The organism is Mycobacterium sp. IDUB_3, from assembly GCF_055419585.1.
Window position 1 is genome coordinate 3,691,292 of record NZ_JBVAXZ010000001.1, and the last position, 20,429, is coordinate 3,711,720.

At 68.5% G+C, this 20,429-nt stretch carries 17 protein-coding genes; 8 read left to right on the forward strand and 9 right to left on the reverse strand.

Annotation, left to right across the window (positions count from 1 at the left end; all coding sequences use genetic code 11):
* The first annotated feature begins 29 nt into the window (after window positions 1–29).
* The 3 genes from ACZYVJ_RS17075 to ACZYVJ_RS17085 all read left to right on the forward strand — a co-directional run bounded on the left by ACZYVJ_RS17075 (window position 30) and on the right by ACZYVJ_RS17085 (window position 1,793).
* The gene (locus tag ACZYVJ_RS17075; RefSeq protein WP_463832102.1) at window positions 30–335 is read left to right on the forward strand and encodes a hypothetical protein; all 306 of its coding nucleotides are present in this window, start codon (window positions 30–32) and stop codon (window positions 333–335) included.
* Between the two features lie 76 nt (window positions 336–411).
* Window positions 412–1,065: a GAP family protein gene (locus ACZYVJ_RS17080; protein ID WP_463833034.1), complete on the forward strand. Its 654-nt coding sequence runs from the start codon at window positions 412–414 to the stop codon at window positions 1,063–1,065.
* Between the two features lie 56 nt (window positions 1,066–1,121).
* Entirely contained in the window at window positions 1,122–1,793 is a 672-nt protein-coding gene (locus ACZYVJ_RS17085; RefSeq protein WP_463832103.1) for a GAP family protein, read from the forward strand.
* Here the strand turns inward: ACZYVJ_RS17085 and ACZYVJ_RS17090 are convergent.
* Complete coding sequence (locus ACZYVJ_RS17090) at window positions 1,781–2,554, reverse strand: hypothetical protein (RefSeq protein ID WP_463832104.1); 774 nt, start codon at window positions 2,552–2,554, stop codon at window positions 1,781–1,783. The two genes, ACZYVJ_RS17085 and ACZYVJ_RS17090, sit on opposite strands and share 13 nt — an antisense overlap.
* Window positions 2,555–2,582: 28 nt before the next feature.
* Here ACZYVJ_RS17090 and ACZYVJ_RS17095 point away from each other — a divergent pair, with 28 nt between their 5' ends.
* Window positions 2,583–4,079, forward strand: coding sequence for a diacylglycerol kinase family protein (locus tag ACZYVJ_RS17095; RefSeq protein ID WP_463832105.1), 1,497 nt, complete (start codon window positions 2,583–2,585; stop codon window positions 4,077–4,079).
* On the opposite strand, the gene ACZYVJ_RS17100 is transcribed toward ACZYVJ_RS17095, so the two are convergent.
* The 4 genes from ACZYVJ_RS17100 to ACZYVJ_RS17115 all read right to left on the reverse strand — a co-directional run bounded on the left by ACZYVJ_RS17100 (window position 4,076) and on the right by ACZYVJ_RS17115 (window position 7,805).
* Window positions 4,076–5,470, reverse strand: coding sequence for a xylulokinase (locus tag ACZYVJ_RS17100; RefSeq protein ID WP_463832106.1), 1,395 nt, complete (start codon window positions 5,468–5,470; stop codon window positions 4,076–4,078). The genes ACZYVJ_RS17095 and ACZYVJ_RS17100 overlap by 4 nt on opposite strands.
* Window positions 5,467–6,870, reverse strand: coding sequence for a mannitol dehydrogenase family protein (locus tag ACZYVJ_RS17105; protein ID WP_463832107.1), 1,404 nt, complete (start codon window positions 6,868–6,870; stop codon window positions 5,467–5,469). Before ACZYVJ_RS17105 ends, ACZYVJ_RS17100 begins: the two co-directional genes overlap by 4 nt.
* 49 nt (window positions 6,871–6,919) lie before the next feature.
* Window positions 6,920–7,264, reverse strand: coding sequence for a DUF732 domain-containing protein (locus ACZYVJ_RS17110; protein WP_463832108.1), 345 nt, complete (start codon window positions 7,262–7,264; stop codon window positions 6,920–6,922).
* 199 nt (window positions 7,265–7,463) lie between these two features.
* On the reverse strand, window positions 7,464–7,805 hold the full coding sequence (locus tag ACZYVJ_RS17115) for a DUF732 domain-containing protein (protein WP_463832109.1): 342 nt from the start codon (window positions 7,803–7,805) through the stop codon (window positions 7,464–7,466).
* A 486-nt stretch (window positions 7,806–8,291) separates the two neighbouring features.
* Here ACZYVJ_RS17115 and ACZYVJ_RS17120 point away from each other — a divergent pair, with 486 nt between their 5' ends.
* A complete protein-coding gene (locus ACZYVJ_RS17120; protein WP_463833035.1) occupies window positions 8,292–8,831 on the forward strand; it encodes a hypothetical protein in 540 nt (179 codons plus the stop codon).
* 204 nt (window positions 8,832–9,035) lie between these two features.
* On the opposite strand, the gene ACZYVJ_RS17125 is transcribed toward ACZYVJ_RS17120, so the two are convergent.
* Complete coding sequence (locus ACZYVJ_RS17125) at window positions 9,036–9,851, reverse strand: L,D-transpeptidase (protein ID WP_463832110.1); 816 nt, start codon at window positions 9,849–9,851, stop codon at window positions 9,036–9,038.
* A 362-nt stretch (window positions 9,852–10,213) separates the two neighbouring features.
* Here ACZYVJ_RS17125 and ACZYVJ_RS17130 point away from each other — a divergent pair, with 362 nt between their 5' ends.
* Window positions 10,214–12,829 carry an ATP-binding cassette domain-containing protein gene (locus tag ACZYVJ_RS17130; RefSeq protein ID WP_463832111.1) on the forward strand — a complete coding sequence of 872 codons (2,616 nt, stop codon included), beginning with the start codon at window positions 10,214–10,216 and terminating at the stop codon, window positions 12,827–12,829.
* A gap of 4 nt (window positions 12,830–12,833) precedes the next feature.
* Here the strand turns inward: ACZYVJ_RS17130 and ACZYVJ_RS17135 are convergent, their stop codons facing one another.
* The 3 genes from ACZYVJ_RS17135 to ACZYVJ_RS17145 all read right to left on the reverse strand — a co-directional run bounded on the left by ACZYVJ_RS17135 (window position 12,834) and on the right by ACZYVJ_RS17145 (window position 18,492).
* Window positions 12,834–16,019, reverse strand: coding sequence for a Kelch repeat-containing protein (locus ACZYVJ_RS17135; protein ID WP_463832112.1), 3,186 nt, complete (start codon window positions 16,017–16,019; stop codon window positions 12,834–12,836).
* A gap of 136 nt (window positions 16,020–16,155) precedes the next feature.
* The gene (locus tag ACZYVJ_RS17140; protein WP_463832113.1) at window positions 16,156–16,959 is read right to left on the reverse strand and encodes a mycofactocin-coupled SDR family oxidoreductase; all 804 of its coding nucleotides are present in this window, start codon (window positions 16,957–16,959) and stop codon (window positions 16,156–16,158) included.
* Between the two features lie 189 nt (window positions 16,960–17,148).
* The gene (locus ACZYVJ_RS17145; protein ID WP_463832114.1) at window positions 17,149–18,492 is read right to left on the reverse strand and encodes a lipase family protein; all 1,344 of its coding nucleotides are present in this window, start codon (window positions 18,490–18,492) and stop codon (window positions 17,149–17,151) included.
* 259 nt (window positions 18,493–18,751) lie between these two features.
* Between ACZYVJ_RS17145 and ACZYVJ_RS17150 the strand changes: the two genes are divergently transcribed.
* A complete protein-coding gene (locus ACZYVJ_RS17150) occupies window positions 18,752–19,384 on the forward strand; it encodes a cutinase family protein (protein WP_463832115.1) in 633 nt (210 codons plus the stop codon).
* Window positions 19,385–19,466: 82 nt separating this feature from the next.
* Window positions 19,467–20,426: an S-methyl-5-thioribose-1-phosphate isomerase gene (gene mtnA, locus ACZYVJ_RS17155; RefSeq protein ID WP_463832116.1), complete on the forward strand. Its 960-nt coding sequence runs from the start codon at window positions 19,467–19,469 to the stop codon at window positions 20,424–20,426.
* The last annotated feature ends 3 nt before the right edge of the window (window positions 20,427–20,429 follow it).

The following is a 20,429-nucleotide window of genomic DNA, read 5'->3' on the forward strand; positions in this document are numbered from 1 at the left end:
GGCCACCCATTCGAACGTATGATCGATCAATGGGTCCGCTCGCGTCGATCGGGTACAACGGCCAGCCGGTCCGCAGCCCGTTTCGGGTGGTGCGTCCCGCGGTCGCGGTGCTGGTCGACCTGACCGTGCTCTTCCCGCGCGAGCCGCACCGCTCGGGGCGGTATCAGCCCAACGGCCTGCAGCTGCACAAGGTCGTCGAGGGGTGGCTGAGCTGCTGGGCCCTGTGCGAGCAGGGCGACTGGTGGGGGCTGGTGACCTATCCCGTCGCGTACGGGTCCAAGCGCAAAACCGTCACGCACTGGGTGCCCGCGTGGACCCTGCGCCGCAAAGGCTGACCGGAGCGATCGACCCGCTGCGTGGAGTGCCCCGCCAATGCGATGATTGCTGCCCGTGGACGCAAGTTGGGCCTCGGTGCTGAGCAAACTCATCGCGTTGGCGGCGGTCATCGCGCTGTCACCGATCACGGTCATCCCCGCCGTGCTGGTGCTGCACGCGCCCCGGCCGCGCCCGGCCAGCCTCTCCTTTCTGGGCGGCTGGCTGCTGGGCCTCGTCGCCCTCACCGCCGTCTTCGTCAGCGGCTCGGAGTTGCTCAGTGGCTTCCACGCGACCCCACCGAAATGGGCGGGCTGGGTGCGGCTCGCGTTCGGCGTGGCGCTCCTCGCGCTGGCGGCCTACCACTGGTTCACCCGGCATCGGCAGCGCAGCATGCCGCGCTGGATGCGCTCGTTCTCCACCCTCTCGCCGGTGCGCGCCGGGGTGATGGGGGCCGTGCTGGTGCCAGTGCGGCCCGAGGTGCTGATCCTGTGCGCCGCCGCCGGCCTGGCCGTCGGCAACAGCACCCTTGGCGCCGGCAGTCAGGTGATCGCGGCCGCGATCTTCGTCGTGCTCGCCGCGTCGACGGTCGCGATCCCGATCTTGGCCTACGTCGGCGCCGGGGACCGCCTCGACGACGCCCTGGAACGTCTCAAGGCCTGGATGGAGGCGAACCACGACGCGATGATGGCCGTCATCCTGTTCCTGATCGGGTTGATAGTGCTCTACAACGGAATTCGCACGCTGGCCTGACCCGGTTCGGCGCGTATCGGCATCGCAACGCCCGCGGCAATGGAAGGATGCCGCCCATGGCAGGAAGCTGGGGGACGGTGCTGACCGGGCTCGTTCCGCTTGGACTGGTCATCTCCCTCTCACCGCTCACCGTTATCCCGGCGGTGCTGGTGCTACAGGCGCCGCGCCCGCGGCCGAGCAGCCTCGCGTTTCTGGGCGGCTGGCTGCTGAGCCTGGCCGCGCTGACGGCGATCGCCGTCGCGGCCTCCGGCCTGCTGGGCGGCCTGGACAAGGCGCCCCCGCGGTGGTCGTCGTGGCTGCGGGTGGTGCTGGGATCGGCGCTGATCGTGTACGGCATCTACCGCTGGCTCAACCGGCACGGCGAGGCCGAATCCCCGGCTTGGATGCGCTCGTTCGCCAGCATCACCCCCGCGCGGGCGGGGGTCACCGGGGCCGCGCTGGCCGTGGTGCGGCCGGACGTGGCACTCATCTGCGTCCCCGCGGGACTGGGCATCGGCACCAGCGGACTCGGCCTCGCCGGCGACTGGGTGGCGGCCGCATTCTTCGTGGCCATCGCCGCCTCCAGCGTCGCGATCCCGATATTGGCCTACGTGGCGGCCGGTAGCCGCCTCGACGACACCCTGGCCAGACTCAAGGACTGGATGGACCGCAACAACGGCGCCCTGCTCGCGGCGGTCTTCGTGGTGATCGGTGCGATGGTGCTCTACCACGGGATTCACGCTCTATAGCCGCCGTCGGCGAGGCCCGCGTCCTCTTCGAGCCTGTTCACCGCACCAAAGACCAACTCGCGGAACAACTCCCGGCCGTAGCCCGCCAGCATGCCCCAATAGCCCCGATCTGCCCATTGCGCGGCGTGCCGCTCTTCGTGGTGCAACACCCGGTCCAGGTCGAGCCGGCTCGCACGGGGCGTGCCGCTGCCGTCGAGAAACCAGGCATGCCCGGACGAGACGATCTGGTGAAGCTGCTCGCCGGGGTCGGCGGCCCGGCCCGTGTTAACCATGAAGAGGTCACCCCAGGTGGTGCCGCCGCGCTGGCTGAACAGCCGTTGGACCCAGTTGCCGCCCAGGCCCATGAGCATGCCGTTGGGGGTGGTGACCAGCCGCCCCCCGTTGCGGTGCACGAAGGCGACGCCACGGGCGTAGCTCCAGCGGTTTGCGTTCTGGCGGGCCATGATTCGCGTGACCTCGGCGGCGCCGTACGGGGTGACCGGAAAGTCGGTGGCCCGTCTGCCCGGCTTGCCGTAGCCGGTGCCCGCGTTGAAGACGTAGGTCATCAGCGCGGCGGCCCGGGCCCGCGTGCCGTCGGCGTAGGGCGGGATCAGGAAGAACGATTTGCCGTGCGGGTCCTTGAGCTCGGCCATGTCGGCGAGGACCCCGAAGCGTGCGGCGGTGACGTCGTGCCGGCGCGTGATCTCGGCGACGACGCGCGCGGGCACGCCGCGGCGTTCGGCGTTCTCCCGCCACCTCATGCAATAGCCCTGTGCGTCCATGTCTTCGGACCAATTTAGGGTGTAGCGAATGAGCAGGGGGCCCTGGCAACGCGCGCGCGGCATCAAACAGATCACCCGGGGACTGGGCACGCTGGATCGAGAACTGTTCGATGCCATCGCCGAGACGGACACCCCACTACTGGACACGGTGATGCCGCCGCTGACCCGGGCGGCCGACCATTCCAAGCTGTGGGTGGGCATCTGCGCGGCGCTGCTGGCCACGGGCCGGCAGAGCGCGCAGCGCGGCGCGACGCGCGGGCTGGTGACGCTGGCCGTCACCAGCCTGGTCACCAATCAGGTCGCCAAGCGGATCCGCCGGCGGCCGCGCCCCGGCTACGACCTGGTGCCGTTGGTCCGCCAGGTCCGCCGCCGCCCGACGTCGAACTCGCTGCCGTCGGGACACTCCGCCAGCGCGGCCGCGTTCGCCGTCGGGGTGGGGCTGGAGAACCCGTCCCTGGGTTTCGGGCTGGCGCTACTGGCCGGGCTGGTGGGTCTGTCGCGGGTGGCGACAGGCGCGCACTACCCCGGCGACGTCATCGCGGGATTCGGCATCGGCTCGGGGCTGGCGGTGCTGGGCGGCCGGCTCGTCCCGCCGATCGTCGAAACCGCCCTTCCGCGAGCGGAACAGCTCCGCGTCGCGGCGCCGCAGCGTCCCGACGGCGCCGGCGTGGTGCTGGTCATCAACCCGGAGTCGGGCAGCGGCACCGGCGCCCGGGTCGTCGATGAGGTGCGCGCCGAGCTGCCGAGGGTGGACATCCGCGAACTGGGCCCCGACGACGACCCGGTGCAGGTGCTGCGCGGCGCGGCCGAACGCGCCGAGGTGCTGGCCGTGGGCGGCGGTGACGGCACGGTCGCGGCCGCCGCGGGGGTGGCCATCGACGCCGGGCTGCCCCTGGCGGTCTTTCCCGCCGGGACGTTCAACCATTTCGCCAAGGACATCGGGTGTGACACCGTGGCCAAAACGGTCGACGCGATCCGGCGCGGCCACGTCGCATGCGTGGACCTGGTGTGCCTCAACGATTCTCAGATGGTCCTCAACACCGCCAGCATCGGCGCCTACCCGGCGTTCGTGCGGCGGCGCGAAAAGCTGGAGAAACGCATCGGCAAGCCGCTGGCCGGCCTGTACGCCATGCTGCGCACGCTGCGCAAGGAGCAGCCCGTGCGCATCCGTTACGACAACAAGACGCTGCTGACATCGCTGTTCTTCCTGGGCAATTCGGTGTACCTGCCGTCCGGTTTCGCGCCCGCGCGGCGGTTCCGGATGGACGATGGCCTGATCGATGTGCGCATCCTCGAGGCCGGCCGCCCCTGGGCGAGGACCAGGATCCTGGTTGCGCTCGCTTTAGGGCGCCTGGAGCGCAGCCCGCTCTATCACGAGCTGCAGGTGCCCGAATTCAGTTTCAGCGCCGTCGACGGACCCACGGTGGTCGCCTGCGACGGCGAGGTCGGCGGCAAACACGACAAGGCCAGCTTCAGCGCGAAATACCGGATACTGCCGGTGTTTCGGCCGCTTCCCGGTGACTAAGTGGCTCCCTCGGTGAGGTCGCGTACCCGCGCGTAGCGCGCCGGCACCTCGGGTGCGGGGTCGGCGGTGTATTCGTCTGTCGGCGGCGGATTCCACGCGGGCGGTCGGGGCGATCCACTCAACGCCCACGCCGCCTGCCGCGCCGCGCCCAGCGCGACGTACTGCGCCGGCGTGGGCGCCAGCACCGGCACGCCGAATACCGTGGGCGCGATCGCTCGCAGCGCCCGGGATTGCGCGCCGCCGCCGACCAGCAGGATGCGCCGCGCGACGACGCCGTGCGCGGCCAGGTGCGCGACACCGTCGGCGAGCGAGCACAGCAGTCCCTCCACGGCGGCGCGGGCCAGGTTGGCCGGGGTCGCATTGGCGACGTGCAGGCCGTGCAGCGCACCGGTTGCGTTGGGCCGGTTGGGAGTTCGTTCACCCTCCAGGTAGGGAACCAGCACCAGCCCCGCGCTGCCCGCCGGCGCCGACAGCGCGAGCCGGGACAGCTCGTCCTGGTCGACTTGCAGCATCGCGGCGGCCGCCTCCAGCACCCGCGCACCGTTGAGCGTGCACACCAGCGGGAGATAGCGGCCGGTGCCATCGGCGAATCCGGCGACGAATCCCGCGTCGTCGCGGACCGGATCCGCGGTGACGGCGGCGACCACCCCTGAGGTGCCGATCGAGACGATCACGTCGCCTTCTTCGGCGCCCAGGCCCAGCGCCGCGGCGGCGTTGTCCCCGAGCCCAGCACCGAAAGCTGTTGTACCACTCTCGGTTCGGTCGGACGGGCCCAGCACGGTCGGCAGTCGAGGACGACGGCCGCGCAGCGCCAGCTCCAGCAGATCGACACGGTAGGCGCCCGTCGCGGCGTCGTAGTAGCCGGTGCCGCTGGCGTCGCTGCGGTCGGTGGTCAGCGCCGTGACGTCCGACTCGCCGCGCAGCCGCCACGTCAGCCAATCGTGCGGCAGGCCGACCGCCGCGGTGCGGTCGGCGTGCCGTGGCTCGTGGTCGGCCAGCCACCGCAACTTCGCCACCGTGATCGCCGCCAGCGGCACCACGCCGACGCCCCGGGCCCAGGCCCGCGCGCCACCCAGCTCGTCGACGAGTTCGCGCGCCGCGTCGGCCGATCGCACGTCGTTCCACAGCAACGCGGGGCGCACCACCTGTCCGGCCGCGTCCAGGCACACCATGCCGTGCTGCTGTGCGCCGACGGCGATCGCGTCGACACCGTCCAGCCCACCCGCCTTCGAGATCGCTTCTCGGGCGGCGGTTTCCCATGCCGCCGGGTCGATTTCGGTGCCTGCCGGGTGACCGGCATGGCCCCGGCGGACCACCCGGCCGGTGGCGGCATCGCACACCAGCACCTTGCAGGACTGCGTCGACGAGTCGATGCCGGCGACCAGGGTCATCGTCCGTCGGCCCCGAGCAACGCCCGCAGCGTGGCGCGCGCGCCGTGCCGGTGCAGCGAGTCCAGCGCGCACAGGTAGGCCTCGCGGAAACGCTCGTGGTCGACGAGGTCGCCGAATACCGAACGGTTGGCCAGGAATGCGACCGGGTCGTCGCGTTGCGAGCGGGCGATCGGGACCAGGGTGTCGGCGAGCCGGTCCACCACCTGGATCGGTTGGCCCTCCTCGTCGGCGCCCTCGGCGTAGCGTGCCCAGCTCGCGACGATCGCCGCGGAGAGCCGCACCGGGCCGCCGGAGCGCAGGTTGTCGCGCACCACGGGCAGCAACCACTTCGGGATGCGGTCCGAGGATTCGGCGCACAACCTGGCCACGGTGTCGCGGATGTAGGAGTTGGCGAAGCGGGGCAGCAGTCCGCCCTTGAATTCGTCCAGTCCCGGGACGCGCTCCAGCGTTGGCGTGGCCTCCGAATCCATATAGCGGGCAAGGAAATCGGCAATCATCGGATCGCGGGCGGCGTCGTGCACCAGCCGGTACCCGCAGAGGTATGCGAAATAGCACAGGCCCTGATGCCCGGCGTTGAGCAACCGCAACTTCATCGCTTCGTATGGCGCCACGTCGTCGACGAGTTGCACCCCGGCTTGCTCCAGCGGTGGTCGCCCGTCGGCGAAGTCGTCCTCGAGCACCCACATGGCGAAGGGTTCCGCGATGACGGGCCAGGCGTCGTCCACCCCGAATTCGGCATCCAGCCGAGTAAGCACGTCGGGCGTGGTGACCGGTGTGATCCGGTCGACCATCGAATTGGGAAAGGTGGTCTTCTCGCGCATCCATTGCGCGAGTTCGGGATTGAGGCGCTCGGCGTACGACGTGAAGACGCGTCGTGCCACGTCTCCGTTCCCGGCGATGTTGTCGCAGGAGACGATCGTGGGGGAGGGCAGGGCGCGCTCGCGCCGCCGGTCGCACGCCTGGGCCACCAACCCGAACACCGGGCTCAGCGGTGGCTGATAACCGCCCTCGGTGATGGTGAGCGAGATGATCCGGGTGGCCGGATCGGCCAGCAGCTCGATCACCGATTCGGGATCCTCAGGCGCATAACGGTAGTCGACGATGGAGCCGATCACTCGCGGTTGCCGGGTGCCGTCGGGGTGTTCGAGGATCAGCGTGTACAGGTGGTCCTGCCCGCGCAGCGCGTCGCGCATGCGCTCATCGTCGGGCAGCACACCGATCCCGCAGATACCGAAGTCGCGGGCGAGCCCGTCGCTGAGCAGCCGGTCGATGTACATGGCCTGATGCGATCGGTGGAAGCCACCGACGCCGAAATGCGCTATGCCGATGCCGATTTGGCTGCGGTCATACGTCGGGACCGGGATCTTGAGGCCGGCCAGGGTCCGTGCGTTCAGCTTCACTCGAGTGTCACCTTAGCGCGGACCGTGCAGCGCGGGGGTGAATCCGCCGTCAGGCGTTGGGGCACAGATCGCGCAGGGCGAAGATCACCACATCGGCGGCTTGCCGGCCGTTGATCCCGCCGGTGCCCTGGTCGGCGTCCGAGCGTTGCAGCGCCAAACCCTCGAGCTGTTGCGGTGAAGCGCCCCACGAAAGCTGCTGACACAGATCCGCGCCCATCTGCAACAGCTCCGGGTCGCCGCCGTTGACGGCGTGGATCCCGGCGTTGTGCAGGTCGTTGATGAAGGCGGCCTGGTCGGCCCGCGCCGGGCCGGCGCAGAGGACCCCGGCGAGCAGAAGTGGGCCGCTCGCCAGCGCCGCGCCTATGAACCGGCCATATAGCCTGCGTGCCGCCATCCAACCTTCTCCTTATGTCTATGCCCGATGCGGATGATGCACTTTTACACAAAAGTGCGGCGACCCGCTGCGCAAACAATTCCGGAGAGTGAATAGTCGGCGAAGAACGGTCGGCGGACGGGCCGTCACCTGCGTACCGGCGCGCGGCCAACCCGGACCGCGCTGTCAGAGCCGCGAACTACGAAGGGTCAGATTGTCGCTAGGCGCCCGGGCAGAGATCACGCTCGGCATAGCCGACGATGTCGTTCGCCTGCTGGGGAGAGAGCCCACCGGCACCCTGCCTGTCGTCGGAGCGTTGCAGCGCCAAACCCTCGAGCTGGGATTCGGGAGCGCCCCACGACAGTTGCTGGCAGACGTTCAGTCCGGCCTGAAGCAGCGCCGCATCGCCACCGGTGACGGCGTGGACCCCGTCCCTGTGCATGTCGTTGAGGAAACCGGCCGCGTCGGCCTGCGCCGGGCCGGCCCAGACAAGGCTGGCGAGAAGCGGGCCGCCGAGCAGAGCAGAACCGATGAATCCGGCGGCGAGACGACGTGGTGACATAGCCCCTTCTCCCCTTGACGTCAACAGTTCTAATCTCGATGTTAACTTCCGCGTAACCTTGAGAACAGTAGCTGTTCACCAACAGATTCCTGTGAACGACCTGCGGAAAAATAAAGTCCGTGAGAGCGAAAGTCGGTTCCGGTGACGGTGGGCGCGCTACCCGTAGTGGCATCGTGGGCGCCGGCGTCACGATCGACGACGGCATGGTCCCCACGCTGTAATCGGCCTTCGCCCGCGTGGCCTCGCGCACAAATCGCTCAGTAAGCCCTCGGGCGCAAGCGCATTCGTGCAGGTCGATCGGTATCCGCCGGCCGCATTCTGATTCGTGACACCGTTGTGACGTCACCATTTGGAAACGGCGCGGTGCGGCGTGGCGCGTGTCGCGCGTCGCCTGCTGAACAATTGGCGCGGTCGTGAAAGCGGCTCGGTACGGCTAGGCGGGCCTGCTGCACCAATGGGAAATAGCTGAGCGTGAATAAAGGAGAGTTGGCGCTGATGGCGATCGTCGATCGGTTCAACATCAAAGTAGTTGCCGGCGCCGGGTTGTGCGGAGCTGCTATCGCGTTGAGCCCCGACGCGGCGGCCGCCCCGCTGATTACCGGCGGCCACGCGTGCATCGAGGGGCAGTCGGGCGAGGTGGCGCCCGCCGCGGGCGGACCGGGTGCTGCCGCAGGCACGGTTGCCGCGGGCGCGCCGGCCGCCGGGGGCATGTGCGCGGCGCCCATGACTGATATGTCCGGTGTGCCGATGGCTGTGCCGGGGCCGCTGCCGATCGGTGCGCCGCTGCCGATCGTGCCGCCGTTGCCCCTCGCGCCACCGGTGCCGATAGTGCCTCCGGTGCCGGTGGTTCCCGCGGGTGCGCCGCTGATCGCGCTCGGCGGGCCGGCGGCTGCCGGTGCGCCCTTGGAGGCGGCCGCTCCGATCATCGACATGTCCGGAGTGAAGGACGCGCCGACCGGTCCGGCGCCCACTGGTGGGCCGGTGGCCGGTCAGCCGGTTCGCCCCGGTCCCTCGGGCGCCAGCTGAGGCCGAATCGGTCTTCGGAGTGAACGGGCCGGGCCCGCTGGTTTATCACCAGCGGGCCCGTTCCGTTGTTAACCGGCGCCCGGTCAACCGCTGGGCATCGGCGCAAACCTGCGGCGCCGGGTCGCTGAGAGATCCACGTCGACAAGACAATTGAAGCTCCGCACCCGGCTTGCGCCTGGGTGCGGAGCTTCGTGGAATGCTGGACTATTCCTGGACGATCACCGGGTCGCCGACGTGGACGTGGTCGTAATACCACTCGGCGTCATCGGGGCTCAGGCTGATGCAGCCGTGGCTGACGTTCTCCAGCCCCAGGGAGGGGACGGCCCACGGGGCCGAATGCACGAACAGCCCGCGGCTGGTGATACGGACGGCGTGATTGACGGTCAGCAGGTAACCGTTGGGGTCGTCGACCGGGATACCGACGCTGCTCGAATCCATGGTCACCGCTTCCTCTTTGGACAGGACGGTGTACGAGCCGACGGGCGTCGGGTATTCCGGCCTACCCATCGACGCGGGCATCACGCCCTGCTCGCCGAAGTGCGGCCGGTGGTGCGGTGCCGGCAGTGAGGTCGGCGGTCCCGCTTCCGCGCCGTCGATGCTCACGGTGAAGGTGTGTTCGGAGATGCTTGCCACACCGATCACGGCAGGACCCGTTTTGATCTCCGCGGACGCGCCGCCCACCGTCAACGCAATTGTGCTGTGCGCCGGCCAGTATCGGTCCGGAACCCACTGGACAACCTTGTTGTCGAGCCATTCGAACTTGCCGGTCATCGCGGGTGTCGATTTGACGTCGACCGCCCGCTCGGCCGCCCGCCGGTCGGCCGGGTTGGTAATGGGCGCAGTGAATTTCACCTGGATGGGGTGCGCCACCCCGACCACCTCGTCGCGGCCCGGCGAAATCGCCGCTATCGCGAATCCATGCGACTGGTTCGCCGCCGCCAGGCTCACGCCGGGCGGCGTCACGACAACACTCGCAGCGGCTCCGATCACCGCAAGAACACACCGAACATCCGTCCGCATGGCTTCAATTCCTTTTAACTGACATAGTTGTAATACGGATGATAAATGTGCGCTGACCTGCGGAAGCGTAAGGGCGCGTTGATATTTGGCCACGCGGCGGTAACGGTTTGATCAAGGGAGGTATAGTCCGCGGTCCCGATGGTGGCGCCGTGACCAGGCGCGCAGCACCCCCGATGAATGCACCAGTGTGACGGGCCGGCTGCAGTGAATCGCGATCGTGTTGTGACCGTGCCGTGACGCGCGCGCCGGCGTCGAACCCCGCTCTGACGCACACGCAATCGCCCAGCAAATGCGATCGCGGGCGGCGGACCAATATGGCGAAACCGCTGGAGTTTGCTGACGCCGGGTCGAATACTGAGTGGATGAGCAGGCCCGCACCGCCCGTGCTGACAGTCCAATCCAACTGGTCACGGCGCAGTTTTGCCGCCGGCAACGACGTCGTCGTGGGCAGTGACCTGCGTGCCGACATGCGCGTAGCCCATCCGCTGATCTCCCGCTCGCACCTGCTGCTGCGTTTCGACCGGGGCAAATGGATGGCGATCGACAACGGATCGCCGACGGGGATATTCGTCAACGGCGGCCGGGTCGGCGTCGTCGACATCCGCGACGGCCAGAGCATCAACGTCGGCAGCCCCGACGGGCCGCGGTTGAGCTTCCTGATCGGACGTGACGACCGGGCGGTCGGCCAGCTACCGCCGACGGTCGAGGGGATGCAGGCCATCGCTCGCCCCGGCGCACAGCGGCCGTCGCGTCCGGAGCACCCACAGCAGGGCGGCTCGCCGCCCCGCATCGCGCGACCGCAACCCACGCCGCTGCATTACACCCACGCCGGCCCGCCGCCGCCACCGCAGCAGGTCGGCGGCCCGCGCCGCGCCGTCGGCTATCCGAGCCCATCGGCGCCGCCCCGCCGTCCCCAACCGTCGCCGCCGCCCGAAATGCCCGCCAGGTCGGCGGCAAAAGGCCAGCTGACCGAGATCGGCGCCGAGGCACTCGAAGCCGCGCAGTTCGACAGCACCAACCTGCGGCGCGCGGTGCAGCAGTCTCGGTCGAAGCTCGCGGCGCCACCCACGGGAGCCGCCGTGATCGGTCGCGCCGAGGACAGCGACGTCGTCATCTCCGACGTCTTGGCCTCGCGCCATCACGCCTACCTGGTTCCCGGCCCGACCGGCATGGAGATCCACGACGCGCACAGCATCAACGGGACTTTCGTCAACGGCACGCGAATCTTGTCGGCGCCGCTGAACGAGGGTGACGTGGTCACGATCGGCAACGTCGACCTGGTGTTCAACGGGGAAATCCTGCTTCGCCGTGCCGAAGCCGCAACCCGCACCGGCGGCCTGGAGGTGCGCGAGGTCGACTTCGAAATCGACAGCAAACGGCTGATCCAGAAGGTCTCGCTGACCGCCAGACCGGGCACGCTGACCGCTCTGATCGGTGGGTCCGGCGCCGGGAAAAGCACGCTGTCCCGCTTGATCGCCGGGGCGACCTGTCCCACCACCGGCTCAATCACCTTCGAGGGACATGACATTCACGCCAGCTTCGCCTCGCTGCGTAGCCGGATCGGGATGGTGCCACAGGACGACGTCGTGCACCGCCAGCTGACGGTGAGCCAGGCGCTGAGCTATGCCGCCGAGCTGCGGCTGCCGCCCGATACCAGCAAACAAGACCGCGCGCAGGTCGTCGCGCAGGTGATCGAGGAACTCGGGTTGACCAAGCACGCCGACACCCGGGTGGACAAGCTGTCCGGTGGGCAGCGCAAGCGTGCGTCGGTGGCGCTCGAGTTGCTCACCGGACCATCGCTGCTGATCCTCGACGAGCCGACTTCGGGCCTGGATCCGGCGCTGGACCTACAGGTCATGACGATGCTGCGGCAGCTGGCCGACGCCGGGCGCGTGGTGCTGGTGGTAACGCACTCGCTGAGCTACCTCGATCTCTGCGACCAGGTGCTGCTGATGGCACCCGGCGGCAAGACGGCCTACTGCGGCCCGCCCGGTGAAATCGAAGCGACCATGGGAACCACCAACTGGGCCAAGATCTTTGGCATGGTGGGTGCGGACCCCGACGAAGCCAACCGCCGGTTCCTGGCCCAGCTCAAACCACCGCCGGCCGGACCCGAGGCGGAGAAACCGGCCGATCTGGGCGCTCCGGCGCGCTCCAGCACGCGACGCCAGTTCGCCACGATCGCGCGCCGCCAGGTTCGGCTGATCGTGGCCGACCGTGCCTACTTCATCTTCCTGGCGCTGCTGCCGTTCGTGATGGGCGCGCTGTCGCTGACCGTGCCCGGCTCGACGGGATTCCATGTCGCCGATCCCGGCGGCGACGGCTCTGACGAACCCGGCTCGGTCTTGATGTTGCTTACCATGGCCGCCGTCTTCATGGGTACCGCGCTGACGATCCGCGACCTCATCGGCGAGCGCCCGATCTTCCGCCGGGAACAGGCGGTCGGCCTGTCCACCAAGGCGTATCTACTCGCGAAGATGGCGGTGTTCTTCGTCTTCGCCGTCGTTCAGTCGGCGATCGCGACGACCATCACGATTCTGGGGAAGGGAGCGCCGACGCGGCCGCCGCTGCTGCTGGGCAGCGCCACGCTCGAGCTGTACGTGGCCACCGCCGCGATGTGCGTCGCCGCGGCGATGGTCGGCCTGGTGCTGTCCTCCCTCGCCCGCTCCAACGAGCAGATCATGCCGTTGCTGGTGGTTTCCCTCATGCTGCAGTTGGTGCTCTGCGGCGGAATGGTCCCCGTCACCAACCGGATCGGTCTCGATCAGATGTCGTGGCTGGTGCCCTCGCGCTGGGGTTATGCGGCGCAGGCCTCGACGGTCGACCTGTGGGCGATCGAGCCCGGGCCGCTGGCCCCGAAGGACAGCCACTTCAAGCACACGGCGGGAACCTGGTTGTTCGATGTGGGCATGCTGGCGTTGTTGACGGTCGTGTACGCGGGATTCGTGGGCTGGCGCAGCCGGCTCAAGCGCCATTGATCCGCTAGATGAAGTCCAAGGCCTCCACCGTGGCGACGGGGCCTTCGTGGGTGGGGCGGTTCGCGCCGCCGATGCAGTAGACGGTGTTGCCCACCGCCGCGACCACCTCGGCGTGGCGCGGGGTTGGCATGGGACGCAACGTGGTCCAGGTTCCGTCGGCGATGTCGTACATCTCGGCCACTCCCACCACCTGCGTCGGTTCCTCGCCGCCGACCGCCACGATTCGGCCGTCGATGAACGCGGCGCCGTAGCTGCCGCGAGGGGTCGGCATGTCGACCAACTTCGTCCACGTCCCGGACTGTGGGTCGAACCGTTCGAACGCCGCGGAGTTCTTGTCGGCCGACAGGAATCTCCCGCCGAGCGCGTACACGTAGCGGCCGTCGGACACCGCGGCCAGATGTTCACGCGGAGTTGGCATGTCGGCCGCGTCGTGCCAGGAGTTGCCGTCGAACACCTCGGTCTGGCCGACGAGCTGCTTAGCGTTCTGCCCGCCGACGACGACGAGTTTGTCACCGACCACCGCGGCCGCCAGCGCCGCGCGGGCGTGGGTGAGGATGGGCAACTCGACCCACTTGCCGCCGCGCAACGCGAACACCTTGGCCGACGCCTGAGTGAGGTCGCCGCTGGTGCCGCCGAGCACCACCACCTCGCCGCGATAGGTCGCCGCCGCGGCGTGGTGCAGCGGGATCGGCAAGGCGGGTTGCGCTTGCCAGGCGCCGGTGCGCGGGTCATAGCTTTCGACCGTCTGCAGCGCGGCTCCGTCGCGCAGGCCGCCCATGATCCAGATCTTGTCGTCGAGCACGGTCCACGCCGTCATCAACCGCGCCGTCGGCGCGTCCGGCAGGGAACGCCACTGTGCGGCCGGCTGCATTCGGCGCGGCGGTAGTTGCAGCGCCTCCGCCGACGCGGTCGCCTGGCCGTCGCCGATATCGCTCGACCCGCCTATCGAGTACACGGCCTGGCCTACCGCGTCGACCGCCATGCCGTGTCGCGCTATCGCCATGTCCGGCAAGCCCGCCCACGTGTTCGTCGTCAGATCGAGCACCGACACGCTCTTGAGGACCTGTCCCGCCGACTGCCCCCCGACGGCGACCAGGCGACGGTCGGCCAGTGCCACGCCGAGGTCGCCGCGCGGTTGGGGAAGGTCGGGCAATCGCGTCCAGCTTTTCGCGGCCGGGTCATACGCCTCGACCGTCGCCAGGTCGGCGGTCCCGTTGTTGCCGCCCACCGTGTACATCACCTTCTCGTCCGACGCCGCGGCCAGCATCTGCCGGGGGGTCGGTATCGGGGTGCCGAGGGTCCAGGAATTGCCGTCGAAGATCTCGACGGTGTTCAGCAGCGCGCCGTTCGAGTCGACGCCGCCCGCGACGATGATGCGGCCGCCCACCACTGCCGCCGACGCCGCCGCGCGGGGCTGCAGCAGATGGGGCAGCTCGACCCAGTGGCTGTTGACTACGCGCCAAACCTGGTCGCTGGCAACCTTTTGCGGGCCCGCGGCGCGCCAGCCCCCGAGCACGATCGGGTTCCCCTGCCACGTCACCGCCATCGCGTGCTGAACCGGAACCGGGAGGTCGTCGCCGCTTTTCCAACTGTCGATGATCGGGTCGTAACCCTCGTGGTTTGCCACGAGTGCGCGGTTGCTTCCCATCCCGCCGAAGATCCAGATGGTGCCGTCGGCTTGCGTGGTTGCCGCCGCTTGGCGGGCGATGCGCGCGTTGGTGATCGGCTGCCACCTCACCGTTGCCTGGCCGTTGGTTTGATTCGCGGAGGCGCTGCGGTGCCTGCTGCCCTGCGTCAGCAGTACGTAGACACCGCTGCCCAACACCAGCACGGCCACCACGATCGCCACCGCGATCAACGCCGCCGTGACGCGGTTGCGCTTCTTCCCCGACGAGCCCAACCAGGCCACCGCTCCGGTGGCCGGCCCGCGGCGCGCGGCAGCAGGCGAGTCGGGAGGGCCCGACGGTGCGATCGCGTCCGTGAGGCTGGTGTGCTCGGCGATCGCCGCTGTCGGCTCAGATGTGTTGGGGGCGGCTGGAATTGGGCCGCGTTGGCCGGAGTTTCGTGAACCGGCGGGCCGGGACGGCGGCGGCATCGTTCGGCGATCGTTCAGCGGATTGATCAGCGAGGTGGCGCTGTCCGAGTCGGCGCCGCGTGGGACCGGTTTGGCGATCCTGGGTGGTCTCGGAGTCGCTGCGCCCATCGTGCCGCCACGTGCGCCCGGCGACAGGGTCCGCGCCTTCGACAAGCCCGCCGAATTGCCCACCGGGCGACCCGAACCGGCCCCGACGGCGGTGATCGCCATCGCGTCCGCTTTCAAACCGTTGCGGCGCTGACTTTCCTGCAACCCGCGACCGAAATCCGCAGCGGACGCCGGCCGTTCACTCGCGTCGGGTGCCATCGCCATCTCGATCGCCGAGCACACCGCGTCCGGGATGCCGCTCTGGCGCAAGTCGGGGACCCGCGTGCTGTTAATCCGCTTGTAGTGCGCCAGCAGGTCGTCGCTGCCACGGCGCTCATACGCGGCGTTACCGGCGATGAGCGCGTAGATCGTGGCGCCTAGCGAATAGACGTCGCTGGCGACCGTCGCGGGATCGCCGGCCATCACCTCCGGTGCCAGGTAATCGATTGTGCCGGAGAACAATCCGGCTGCCGTCTCGTACCCGCCGGCAACGTGCGCGGTCCCGAAATCGGTCAGTTGCGGTTCGCCGTAGTCGTTGACGAGCACATTCGCGGGCTTGATGTCGCGGTGCAGGGTGCCACTCAGGTGGGCGGTTTCCAGGGCCCCGCACAACTTCACGCCGATCCGCACGGCTTCCGGCCAGGCGATCGGGCCCTCGCGCTGCACCCGTAGCCCCAGCGAACCCGCCGGGCAGTACGACATGGCGATGTACGGCCGGCCGCCCGCGGTCAGGCCGACCCGCAGGATGTTGACGATGTTCGGATGCCCCGACAGGCCGCCCATCGCGTAGCCCTCGCGGAGAAAGCGTTCCCGGCCCGCGTCGTCGATGAAGGTCGGCAGCACCTTGATCGCCACGTTTCGTCCCAAGGCGGTCTCGCGACAGCAATAAACCACCCCGGCGCCGCCGCGAGCGATCTGGCGCGCGTTATCGAATCCGGCAGCGGCTAACTCCGCCACGATCTCGCTCGGTCCCGGCGCCCCGCCGCGAGCCTTGGGTCTTTCAGCCATTACCTGGCCCCAACTTCCCAGGCGACGTATCAATCGGGGTCAAGCGTAGCGAACATCGGCTCGCCGTCAGTACGGTTCAGAACACCTCATTTAATGGCGCGACGTGCCGCCCGCGGGCGCCGCTTCTCGGCCAGCGTCAATGGATGCGCGCGCTGCCGCCGAGGCCGATCTCGAGCACGCTTCCGGTGATGACCCCGGGGTCGGTGACCAGATACAGCACCCCGCGGCTGACGTCCTCGGGCTGCAGCCAGGGCTGGGGTATCGGGTTGGCCTTCGTCATCCGCCGCACCAGGTCGTCGGGGATGTCGTCGTCGCCGGTGGGCTGCACCATCGGTGTCTGGGTTGTCGTCGGGCAGACGACGTTGATCGTGATGCCCTCCTTGGCGACTTCCAGGGCGGCCGACTTCGCCAGGCCGATGACACCCCACTTGGTGGCGTTGTACGCGGCCAGCTCGGGGATGCCCATTCGGCCGCCCATCGAGGAGGTCACCACGATCCTGCCGAACCGCTGTTGCCGCATCACCGGTATGGCGGCCCGCAGGACGTGAAACGCGCCGGTCAGGTTGGTGTCGATCAGCTGCTGCCACACCACGTCGCTGACGTCTTGCAGCAGTCCGGTGCTGACGATTCCGGCGTTTGCCACCACGATGTCGAGGCTGCCCATGTCGGCGACGGTCTGCTCGATCGCGGCGTTGACCGCGGCGGAATCACGCACGTCCAGGGTGAGCGGTAGGCAACGCCGGCCCAGCTCTTCGACCAGCTTGGTCGTTTCCCGTAGGTCGTCCTCGGTGCCCAGCGGATAGGTCAGGTCGGTCATCGGTTGCGGCGCATCGGCGGCGACGATGTCGGCTCCTTCGCCCGCCAGCGCCAGCGCGTGCGCGCGGCCCTGCCCTCGAGCCCCGCCGGTGATAAAGGCCACGCGTCCATCCAAGGCACCCATGGGGTAAAGCTACCAGCGGACACCGCGTTTGCAGGTGACCGGGTGCTGCAGTGAAATCGATTGCTGTGGGCGAGGTTTCGGCGCTACGCCCGCGTGAGTCGTGCAGCCGATGACGGGAATCGAACCCGCGTATTCAGCTTGGGAAGCCCGTGCGGACGCGCCTGTGTGAGAGGAACCGAGGACTAGAAGTTACCGGGCATCCGTTGTCGACAGCGGTTGTCGTTCGACGGGGCGCCCGAGGACGACCTTCGCTGTGATGACGCCCAACTTGAGCATGCCCAAGTACGTCGACGGGTTGAACATCGTCGGCCAAACCGTGCGGGTTTTGTGCTTGTTTACCGGCCGGTCCCCGAATCGATCGCGCAGCCACCTCAGCGTCATGGGCGCCGACAGCGGATGCAACAGCAGATGACCACAGAACCGGTCGCGGTGATAGGTGACCGCGGCACCAATGCGTTCGTACTCGGCGACCAATGCATCGACATCGTCGACGCTGATGATTCCGTCGTGCACCGCCTGTATGACCAGCACGGGAGGCTTGGGCTTGGACTTGCCGAGCTTGGTCTCGTCGAAGATGTGGCGCACTTGTGGGAGGTCCCACAGCTCGTCGGCCGTCATGTCGACGTAGGACCCGATGTCGACGTTGCGGAACTGCCATACCGCCTGGGCCGTGGTCATCGTCTGCAATTCGTCGAGCAGCGCCTTGCCCTCGTCAGTCGCGTGCTCGTCGACGACGTTCTGCGCGCCGGGGAAAACTTGCGTCAACGCGGAAATCATCAGCGCGGCGAGACCGGCGAAGAAGCTGCCGTTGAGGCGGCGTGCCACACTCCCCGGGTCGCCGACGGGCGAGCCCAAAGCGGCGCCAACGATATTGAGCTCCGGTGCATATCGCTCACACAGTTCGGCCGCCCACGCCGACGCCAAGCCTCCCCCTGAGTAGCCCCACAGACCTAACGGTGCAGATGGCGACAATTTCAAGCGCTCGCACCGCATCGCGGCCCGCAGCCCGTCCAGAATCCGGTAGCCGGGCTCGACGGGAGCGCCCCACATGCCGTGGCAGCCTTCGTGGTCGGGTACGCAAACCGCCCAGCCTTCGGCCAGCGCGGCGGTCACCAACAAGTACTCGGCTTGGACGAATGCACCGATCGGTCGCGCGCCGCGCCGCATAGCGAACGAGGGGAAACAGCGCGACGCCACGGCATCGATCGCGCATTGATAAGAAAGGACCGGATAAGCGACGTCTGACTCGCGCTGCGCCGGGATGAGCACAGTGGTCACGGCGACTTCCGGGTCTTCGTGCAGATTAGTGGTGCGGTACAGCAACTGAGTGGCTTGCACCCGTTGGCTGATAAGACCGAGAAATCCGATCTCCACGTCGCGCGAGCGCAACACCGTGCCCGGTTCCGCGTGCTCATAGCCTTGTGGCGCTCGATAGAAGGGGTCGTCGTCGGGTGAGATCGGCCGTTCGACGCGGCGCAGTTCGTCGTGCGGGACGCTTGCGACTGTCACTGGCGTGGCGGAATAGCTATCCATTGGTGTGGCAACCCCCTGGGCGTAACGCGGACGGGGCGCGCTCACGGCGCCCAGGCTTTGCATTACCCGCGGTACCGGTTTTCAACCCTGCGTCACCTTGCGCGATGACGGAATCGAACCCGGGTATTCAGCTTGGAAATGCGGTTCGGTCGCGTTAGGGGTACCGACGGGGTATTTGCTGAGCAATAAATTCGTCGGGCCGAGCAAGCCGAACACCGGATTGGACAACACATTGTCAGTAAATCCGTAATATCGCGTCATGAGGCTTGCCGCGTTGACACCAGGCGCGCACCGTGTCCTCAGCATGGCCGCCGCCGCCCTGCTTGCCGCGGTGTTGGTGGTTGCGCCGGCAGCGATGCCGTTTCCGATAGCGTCGCTGATTCCGCAGGCATCGGCGGATTGCCCCGGTGTCGAAGTTTCCTTCGCTCGCGGCCGGGAGGAACCACCAGGCTTGGGCGCGGTCGGCGACGCGCTGGTCAATTCGCTGCGCGGCAAGACGCGCATGTCGGTCGGCGCCTATGGGGTCAACTACCCCGCCAACATAACCACCATCAGCGGCGCTAACGATATGAGCGGCCACGCGCAATTTATGGCCAAAAATTGCCCCAACACCCGCCAGGTGCTCGGCGGCTATTCGCTGGGCGCCGAGGTCGTCGACCGGGTGAGCTACGGCGGACTGCCTCCGGGTGTGGATCAGCACGTCGCGGCCGTCGCAGTGTTCGGTAATGGCACCGGGGTAGGCCCCGCCTTCGCCGGTAAGACGATCGAGCAGTGCGCTGCCGGCGACCCCATCTGCGGGAGAGGCAGGAATTGGCCGTCGCATCTGCAGCCCTCGTACATCGATTCCGGACTGGTGGATCAGGCCGGCGGCTTCGTCGCCGGCAAGCTCTAGGTGCGAAGGAGATCGTGCGTGATTCAGAAAGTGTGGTCACGAGCGGCGCGACCTTGTGCTGACCGGGGCTAGGGTCGGCTGCGTGCGCAGGACCATCGACTGGGACGGCGACGCGGTCACAATCATTGACCAGACCGCGTTGCCGACTGAGTACCGCGTCGTCAGTTTGCGCACCGTCGACGATCTGATCGACGCGATCCGCCGCCTGGCCGTGCGCGGCGCCCCGGCGCTCGGCGCGGCGGGGGCTCTTGGCGTTGTGCTGGCAACCCACGAAGGTGGCGACGTCCGGGCATCGGCCGAACGGGTCGCGAAGGCACGACCGACCGCTGTCAACCTCAGCTGGGGGGTCGCGCGCGCTCTCGAGAAACTCGATGGGGGCGCCGAGGCCGTGCTCGCCGAAGCATTGGAAATCCTCGACGAGGACGAACGCCTGAACCGCGTCGCGTCCGCCCACGCCGCCGAGATCGTGCTCGCACTATGCGATCGTCGCCCGCTGCGGCTGCTCAGCCATTGCAACGCCGGTCACCTCGCCACCGTGGCGTGGGGCAGTGCGCTCGGCGTGGTCTGGCACCTTCATCAGCGCGGACTGGTCGAGTCGGTGCTGGTCGATGAGACACGTCCACTGCTGCAGGGTGCCCGGCTCACGGCGTGGGAGCTGGCGCAGGCGGGCGTGCGCTACCGGGTGCAGCCGGACGGCGCCGCGGCGGCGGCGATGGCACGCGGCCTCGTCGACTGTGTACTCGTAGGTGCCGATCGCATCGCGGCTAACGGCGACGTTGCCAACAAGATCGGCACCTACGGCCTGGCCATCGCGGCGCATCATCACAATGTGCCGCTCGTCGTGGTCGCGCCTTCGTCCACAATCGATAGGTCGCTTGCCACCGGCGCCGAGATCGCCATCGAGGAACGCGCGCCCGACGAAATCAGGACTTTCAGCGGCACCGCGATCACCCCGCCGGACGCGGACGTTTTCAACCCCGCCTTCGACGTGACCCCGGCCGAGCTGATCACCGCCGTCGTCACCGAGCACGGCCGCTTCTGAGTG

Bases quoted from the DNA above. Each gene is read 5' to 3' on its own strand.
- ACZYVJ_RS17075 (WP_463832102.1), top strand. From the start codon at position 30: ATGGGTCCGCTCGCGTCGATCGGGTACAACGGCCAGCCGGTCCGCAGC.
- ACZYVJ_RS17085 (WP_463832103.1), top strand. From the start codon at position 1,122: ATGGCAGGAAGCTGGGGGACGGTGCTGACCGGGCTCGTTCCGCTTGGA.
- ACZYVJ_RS17090 (WP_463832104.1), bottom strand. From the start codon at position 2,554: ATGGACGCACAGGGCTATTGCATGAGGTGGCGGGAGAACGCCGAACGC.
- ACZYVJ_RS17095 (WP_463832105.1), top strand. From the start codon at position 2,583: ATGAGCAGGGGGCCCTGGCAACGCGCGCGCGGCATCAAACAGATCACC.
- ACZYVJ_RS17100 (WP_463832106.1), bottom strand. From the start codon at position 5,470: ATGACCCTGGTCGCCGGCATCGACTCGTCGACGCAGTCCTGCAAGGTG.
- ACZYVJ_RS17110 (WP_463832108.1), bottom strand. From the start codon at position 7,264: ATGGCGGCACGCAGGCTATATGGCCGGTTCATAGGCGCGGCGCTGGCG.
- ACZYVJ_RS17115 (WP_463832109.1), bottom strand. From the start codon at position 7,805: ATGTCACCACGTCGTCTCGCCGCCGGATTCATCGGTTCTGCTCTGCTC.
- ACZYVJ_RS17125 (WP_463832110.1), bottom strand. From the start codon at position 9,851: ATGCGGACGGATGTTCGGTGTGTTCTTGCGGTGATCGGAGCCGCTGCG.
- ACZYVJ_RS17130 (WP_463832111.1), top strand. From the start codon at position 10,214: ATGAGCAGGCCCGCACCGCCCGTGCTGACAGTCCAATCCAACTGGTCA.
- ACZYVJ_RS17135 (WP_463832112.1), bottom strand. From the start codon at position 16,019: ATGGCTGAAAGACCCAAGGCTCGCGGCGGGGCGCCGGGACCGAGCGAG.
- ACZYVJ_RS17140 (WP_463832113.1), bottom strand. From the start codon at position 16,959: ATGGGTGCCTTGGATGGACGCGTGGCCTTTATCACCGGCGGGGCTCGA.
- ACZYVJ_RS17145 (WP_463832114.1), bottom strand. From the start codon at position 18,492: ATGGATAGCTATTCCGCCACGCCAGTGACAGTCGCAAGCGTCCCGCAC.
- ACZYVJ_RS17150 (WP_463832115.1), top strand. From the start codon at position 18,752: ATGAGGCTTGCCGCGTTGACACCAGGCGCGCACCGTGTCCTCAGCATG.